Origin of the sequence: Kitasatospora cystarginea (assembly GCF_039533515.1) — a bacterium.
In the GTDB taxonomy this organism is placed as follows: Bacteria; Actinomycetota; Actinomycetes; order Streptomycetales; family Streptomycetaceae; genus Kitasatospora; species Kitasatospora cystarginea.
In genome coordinates, this window is sequence record NZ_BAAATR010000102.1 from 1 (window position 1) to 6213 (window position 6213).

Annotated in this window: 5 protein-coding genes and 1 pseudogene; 4 read left to right on the forward strand and 2 right to left on the reverse strand. The window is 64.2% G+C overall.

Annotated features, from left to right (window positions below; all coding sequences use genetic code 11):
• From ABD369_RS39755 to ABD369_RS39770, 4 genes and pseudogenes are all read left to right on the forward strand, one after another.
• A pseudogene (locus ABD369_RS39755) lies at nucleotides 1-332 on the forward strand (hypothetical protein); the annotation flags it as partial.
• Nucleotides 333-732: 400 nt separating this feature from the next.
• On the forward strand, nucleotides 733-1272 hold the full coding sequence (locus ABD369_RS39760; RefSeq protein WP_344641522.1) for a GNAT family N-acetyltransferase: 540 nt from the start codon (nucleotides 733-735) through the stop codon (nucleotides 1270-1272).
• A gap of 587 nt (nucleotides 1273-1859) precedes the next feature.
• Nucleotides 1860-2186 (forward strand): hypothetical protein, encoded by a 327-nt coding sequence (locus tag ABD369_RS39765; protein WP_344641523.1) that lies wholly within the window; start codon nucleotides 1860-1862, stop codon nucleotides 2184-2186.
• On the forward strand, nucleotides 2170-3336 hold the full coding sequence (locus ABD369_RS39770) for a M48 family metalloprotease (protein WP_344641524.1): 1167 nt from the start codon (nucleotides 2170-2172) through the stop codon (nucleotides 3334-3336). Before ABD369_RS39765 ends, ABD369_RS39770 begins: the two co-directional genes overlap by 17 nt.
• A gap of 88 nt (nucleotides 3337-3424) precedes the next feature.
• Here ABD369_RS39770 and ABD369_RS39775 read toward each other — a convergent pair whose 3' ends face one another.
• Together ABD369_RS39775 and ABD369_RS39780 are read right to left on the reverse strand one after the other, a co-directional pair.
• Nucleotides 3425-5368, reverse strand: coding sequence for a TniQ family protein (locus tag ABD369_RS39775; protein WP_344641525.1), 1944 nt, complete (start codon nucleotides 5366-5368; stop codon nucleotides 3425-3427).
• Entirely contained in the window at nucleotides 5365-6099 is a 735-nt protein-coding gene (locus ABD369_RS39780; protein ID WP_344641526.1) for a TniB family NTP-binding protein, read from the reverse strand. The genes ABD369_RS39775 and ABD369_RS39780 overlap by 4 nt, the downstream gene beginning before the upstream one ends.
• Between the last annotated feature and the right edge of the window lie 114 nt (nucleotides 6100-6213).

Consider the following 6213-nt stretch of genomic DNA (forward strand, 5'->3'; position numbering starts at 1 on the left):
AGCGGGCCACCGCCGTGCTGCTGACCTCGAACTACGGCGAGGCCGGAGCCCTCGCGCAGTACGGGCCCGCCCTCGGCCTGCCATCCCCGTACTCCGGCCACATGGGACTACATGCCTGGGGCCCACCACCGGCCACCGCCACGGGACCGGTGCTGCTCGTCCACCCGGCGGACCACGCCAAGGTGGAGGAACACTTCACGGACTGCCACGCGGTCACGCGCGTCGACAACGGGCACGACACGGCAAACCAAGAGCAGCACGCGGCCGTGGTGCTCTGCGCAGGACCGGACCGGGCATGGACGGCACTCTGGCCGCTACTGCGCCGGTACTGAGCAGCTCACGCGGGCACGGAGCCGCCGCAACTCCAGCCGCCGGTCCACTCAGCATCCATCGCCGACCGCCTTCCGCTTCGGCTATCCATCAGGCGCCAGGGACGCCGAAGCGGCACGCGGCACCGATTCCTCCTCACGTCGACCCGGACGTTTCCACGGGCATCGGAACATGGGCGGTCAGTCCTCAGTGACACGAACTGTCATCCGTCAATCTTCGATGGCAAGCGATCAATGTTCGGTGGCACAGGACATCCGTGACATCCGTGATATGTGACAGCGAAGTCGGGACGGTTGTCACCGAAGTTGGGACAACGCTAGTTTGTGACACCGAAGTTGGGACTGATCGGTCTCGTCGGTCGTCTGAGGCTCCTGCCGACGGGCGTGCGATAGGTTGCCCGTCATGACTGAGCTTGGATCCGTGGCTTGGCCGCCTGAGCCGATCAGGACCGAGAGGCTCGTACTCCGTGAGCCCGAGACCCGGGACCGTGCGGCGTTCATCGAGCTGCTCGCCTCGCCAGAGGTGCACACCTACCTCGGCGGCCCCCGGCCGGGTGACGAGCTTGAGCGCGAGATGCCCGGGGCGCCCGAGCGGTGGCCCGGGAGCTTCGTCGTTGATCTCGACGGGGCGATGATCGGCCAGATCCTACTCAGGAGAGCAACGGGGCACCGTCGCCCGGCTGCCGCGGGGAAGGCCGATCTCGGCTACCTGTTCCTGCCGCGGGCGTGGGGATTCGGGTACGCCGCCGAGGCGTGCGCGGCGGCACTCGGCTGGCTCGCCGGCGCGCTTCCCGGCGAGCCGGTGGTGCTCACCACCCAGACCGCCAACGTCGGCTCGATGCGTCTCGCGGCGAAGCTGGGGTTCACTGAGGTAGAGCGGTTCAAGGCCTGGGGAGCCGAGCAGTGGCTCGGCATGTGGTCCCCGGTCACGCCGTCCGGTTGAACTCGTGCTCGACAGCGCGGATCCACGAGGCCACCGACCGATCGTCGGCCTCGGCGCGCCGATTGCGCCAGTGCTTCCCAACTTCGCTGTCACAAACCGGCGCTGTTCCCAACCTCGGTGACGACCGTCCCGACTTCGCTGTCACAGGTCATCCGCGTTGCATCCCGCGTTGCGTCCGGCGGCCTGCCGAACCGTGCTGTCGCGCCCGGACCACCCACGAGGGGAAGCGCCCATCCGCGCAGGTCACAGCACGCGACAGCACCCCACGCGACAGGGGGCGTGTAGGATCCGCGGCTCGATGTCGAACGACAGCGCCTGGACCTGCCCTTTGCTGAGAGTCCGGCCGACCTGTCGGGTTAGTCAGTCCGCGTCGGTGCGTCGAATCCTGTCGCGCTGGCTGCACCCAGTCGAAGGGTCGTTCACAGGGCCAGCGGTTGGCTCGTGCACAGCAGCCGCGCTGATCAGCAGTTCGCAACCTTGGCCACACATGTCCAACTCGGCTACGCAAGCTTGTAACATGACTGTCCGTCACTTGAACGGCACAAGCTCGGGAGGGCACCATCGAACAAGATGAGATCGTGCGGCTGATGACCTTGTCCGACGACGACTTGTTGACAGAGTTGGGACTGAGCGCGCACGGCTCTTTCCCGCAAGATGCTCTCAACAGAGGCGCCAGGATCCTCGTCAGACTGCAAGAGGCCGCCCGCCAGGCTATCTGCGGCAGTGAAAAGATCAAGAAAATCACGCAGGACGATGACAAGATCGCCTTGACCGGAGCGATTGCAGATCTACTCGCGAGCCAGTTTGGCGTTGTCCCGGCAGCGACAGTTGCAGTCCTTATAGTCCGGTCAGGTGTAGCCAGCTACTGCAGTGTTCCCTGGGGACACGGAGTCGGCAGTGGCATTAACCAGTGACGAGGTAGCGGCCCGGGTCCGAAACGCCGCCATCTTTGCTGACGACGATTACAACCCGCCTGCCGCATGCGACTGGCCAGATGGATATGAGGCGCTACTCGCAGCCACAACCAAGCTGCTCAAAGCATACCCAAACGTCGCCAACAGGCTCGGATACTCATGGGCGACAGAGAGGGCGGCCTACCGCACGTCCATGGACGTGATATTTCAGTATCACGTCCTGGAACTAATCGCAGACGTTGATCCCGGCCATCCGCACCTAGTTGACGCCAGGCCGGTAGCGGCACGAGCCGCGGTCAATCGAGATTTCATCTCCTACGCCCAGCCTTCCGGCGATCTCGACTTCATTTTTGTTTCGCGCGGATTCATGGATATAGTCCAGTACTTTCTGGAAATGTCCGTCAGCATCATGAAGCTTGACCCCAGCCAGAAGAATCGAATTTCCCTCTGGGGTCCTGCAAATCTCACAAAAATCCGCACGCGCCGGCCGAAGCGAGTGGCCAAGATCGTCAATGACTTCGTCCTGCAGGCAATCAAAGTAGCAAGGGGCGAAACACCCGCCCAACAGCCTTCAATCATCCGCGATCTGACTTTCATGCCCAACCTGATGTGGGCCACCTACGATGCCGTCGGGTCATTTGTCGTAGCTCACGAATTGGCCCATTTGCTGAGGCGCCATGACTTGCGAGATACATCACTGGCCAAGGAACTGGACGCCGATAGAGCCGCAATCAGCCTGCAGCTAGCGCGAGGTGGAACTGCGAAGCGCATGGATGGCTCAGCAACCATTGCGTCACTGGGCATTTCCCTTGGTGGTCCAACTTTCTATGCGCTTGGCGGCCTCTATTATCTAATCTCAGCCCTGGCGCACTGGACCCGCGGGGAGCCAATCAAGCCATATCAAGAAAAACTAGCCCACCTAAAGGTCAGGTGGGATCAATATAGGCAATACCTGGCCGACCAGTCTTCGCTCTCTGGCTACCCGGACATCACTCCGATCCTGCACAAGAATGCCGCTGGCGTTTATCAAATTGCCTCCCTGTGCGCCGAGGGGCTGAATTCTTATTCGAAGCAGTTTAGCTTGGAGGCTCACGGAAAGGAGGTTCCATTCATGCCGGAAGGGTTCTTTGAGGGTTTTTGGGGCAAGTGACCACGAGGAGTGCAGGTTCCGCGGCTCGATGTCGAACTACAACACCTAGACCTACCCTTGCCGAGGGTCCGGTGGCCTGTCGGGTCAGTCATTCCGCGTCGGTGTGCGCGATGCCGCAACGGTTGTCGTCCGTGAACCAAGCGGCTCCTTCTGGGACGTGTCGTTTCTCAAAGGCCAGCCTGAGGCATTCGGGGCTGGCGCCGAGGGCGCGCGCCGCGGCTGTCGGCGACATCCGGCGGGTCCGCATGAGCATGGCTGCTTCGGCGATGTCAGGAAGGATCAGCTCTCGACCGGGCAGGTCGAGGTGGTCGACCAAGGCGAGTGGTGGCGACCATGTCACGGGCTCGCTGATGTCGTGCGAGGTGAGGTAGTCCGCAGCGTGCCGATCAAGCGCGTCCAGAAGGGGTGCCGTCAGGATTACTGGCATGGCTTGAGATCGGGAGCTGGAGTCCAGATTCAACGATCTTGATGGCGAGTAGAGGTCGGAGCCGGTCATCCGCCGATAGAGGAACCGGCGCACGGCCGGTAGCCGATAGTGATCTTCGGGGTGCGTTCCGGTCTCGTTGCAGATCATGAGCCAGGTGACCTCCGGGAGCAGTCCGTTTCCGTTCAACGTTCGGCGTCGCGCGTAGTCGATGGGCACGGCCTGCTCGTCCAGGTATTCGGCGAGCAGGCAGATTGCCGTGAGCACGTCGGTGCCGCCTTGGGCAATCTGGGGCAGGAAGCGTGCGAGCCGGAGTGGGCGCCGCCCATGAAGACTCTCAGCCGCCAGGTCGTATCGCTCCTGCCACCAGCCGGGAAACAACACCGTCGCGGCCAGAGCCGCGCGCCAGAGACGATAGTCGATGCGCTGGCTGGGCAGGGCGGTCGGCGGAAGTAGCAGAAGAGCCCAGTTCAGCCACAGCAGCTGCGGCAGAAACCGCGACCGCTGTGTGACCCTGCTGTCGCCGGGCACCGGGGTGCAGGGGCGAGTAGTGCAGGTCCTGTAGCGCAGGCGGGGGCCGGCCGCCAGGTGGGAGTCGAGGGTTCTCAAGAACTGCTGTTGCAGGAGAGGGGAGGCGACTCTCGCGATGCTGCGGCGGAACTTGTCGATGAGGCGGCCATTGCGGCGCATCGCGATCTCTCGGCCCGCCAGGACGGAGATCGTTGTGAAGCTGGCATCGCCGAGCGGATCGCGTGCAACTTCGACAGCGCGGGCGAGGGGGCCGGCCATCACAGCGGCGTCGATGGGCGCGTAGAGCGCGCTGGTTCCGTAGCGCAGGCGAGCCTGTTCGATCTCTTGTCCGCAGTCCAGGAAGTCGCCCGGCTCGGCCCGCAGGAGGCTGCGCGTGGCGATCGCGGTCAGGTCGGTGAAGGCGTCTCGAAGGCTGGAGTCTCGGTCGCCGGCCTCGATCCGATCGAGCAGTCCGTTGATCCATTCCTGTGCTGATAGGACAGGGCTGTTTGGGGCCAGGGCGACGACCGAAGTCTGGGTGAGGTCCGCCCTGCAGATTGTCGACTCGCCGGGTTTCCTCGCCGAGCATTCGTGCTGGTGAACGTCGTGGGTGAAGAAGCTGCGACGATGTGGCCAGCGGCCGCATGCCGGGCAGGCGTGGGCAAGCAGGACCTGGTGGCGGGTGCAGGCGATCGACCAGGTGAGACGCCAACGCAGGGGCCACCTGCCGCCGATTTCCGCCAGGCAGCGTGGGCAGTATCGAGAACCGACGCCTCGGCCCCAGAGCCTGACACGACGTACCACCCGACGGGTGTCGTGCAGGGCCAGCGCTAAACCGTCGTAGCAGCGCAGGGTCATGGCGTGCAGAAGATCGGCGCTGGTGCCGGTGGTCTGAGCGAGCCGTTCGGCCTCCTCTCCGGTGAGGAAGGTCGTGTAGTCCCCAGCGTGATCGGTGCGGGTGGGGAATGGAGGCCCTGCCGCGATGAACAGGTCGCGCATGCTGATGGAGCTCCGCCGGGCGAGCGCACGTAACCATGAGTCCAGCGCCTCGCCCGGCAACGGTTCGACGCGGATCGGCAAACTGCGCGGCGCGGTCACCGGACTGTTCTCCGGGAACCGGCCGGCATGGTGGTCTTGCGTCCGGACCGGAACAGCTCTTCCCATTCCTTGCGAAGCCGTTCGGCGGCTTCATCGAGCTTGACCTGGGCCAGTAGTTCGCGAGTGAGGCGTTCCTCGCCGGTACGGATCGCGCGCTGGCAGCCCCGCCGGATCAGGGTCATCAAAGAGCCGATGTGGCCAGTGCTGCGGGCCCACAGATCATCGGAGAGGTTGTCGGCCAGCATGCCCGGATACTTGTCGGCCAGCGCGAGTCGTTGCTCCAGGCTCAGCAGGAGCCGCCGCCACTGAGCGCGGCCGCCCTCGTTATCGATGTCGAAGGGCTTCAGTCCCAGGCGGGTGACCCGCCGTTCCAGCTGCGGGTCGAGGTAGAGCCCCTTGTCTCGCAGGTCGTAGCCGATGAACAGCAGCATGACCGGGAACTCGTTGGCGATGAACTTGAAGTGGTTGCTCAGCTCCGTCCCTGACTGGCTGCGGAACCGAAGAAACTGGAGGTCGTCGACGATGAGGAGCCTGGTCTCGCAGGAGATCACGCAGTCCAGGGCTCGGTAGGCGAACATGTTGGCGGTGCCGCTGTTGCGGCCGGCGTGGGCGAAGAACTCCAGCATTGCCCAGTTGAAGTCCTTCATGCCGGTGTCGCCGGTCATTCCGACTCGGCAGACTGGCCAGCGCTCGTGGCCTGCGGCGGTGAGCCGACCGTTCTCGGCGATCAGCCGGTTGTGGACATCCCTGAGCTTGCTCCGCTTTGACGGACACCGTTGGTGTGGTGGTCAGGCCGCCAGGACGGTCTCGTATTCGGCGGGACTGCGGTAGCCGAGGCTGCTGTG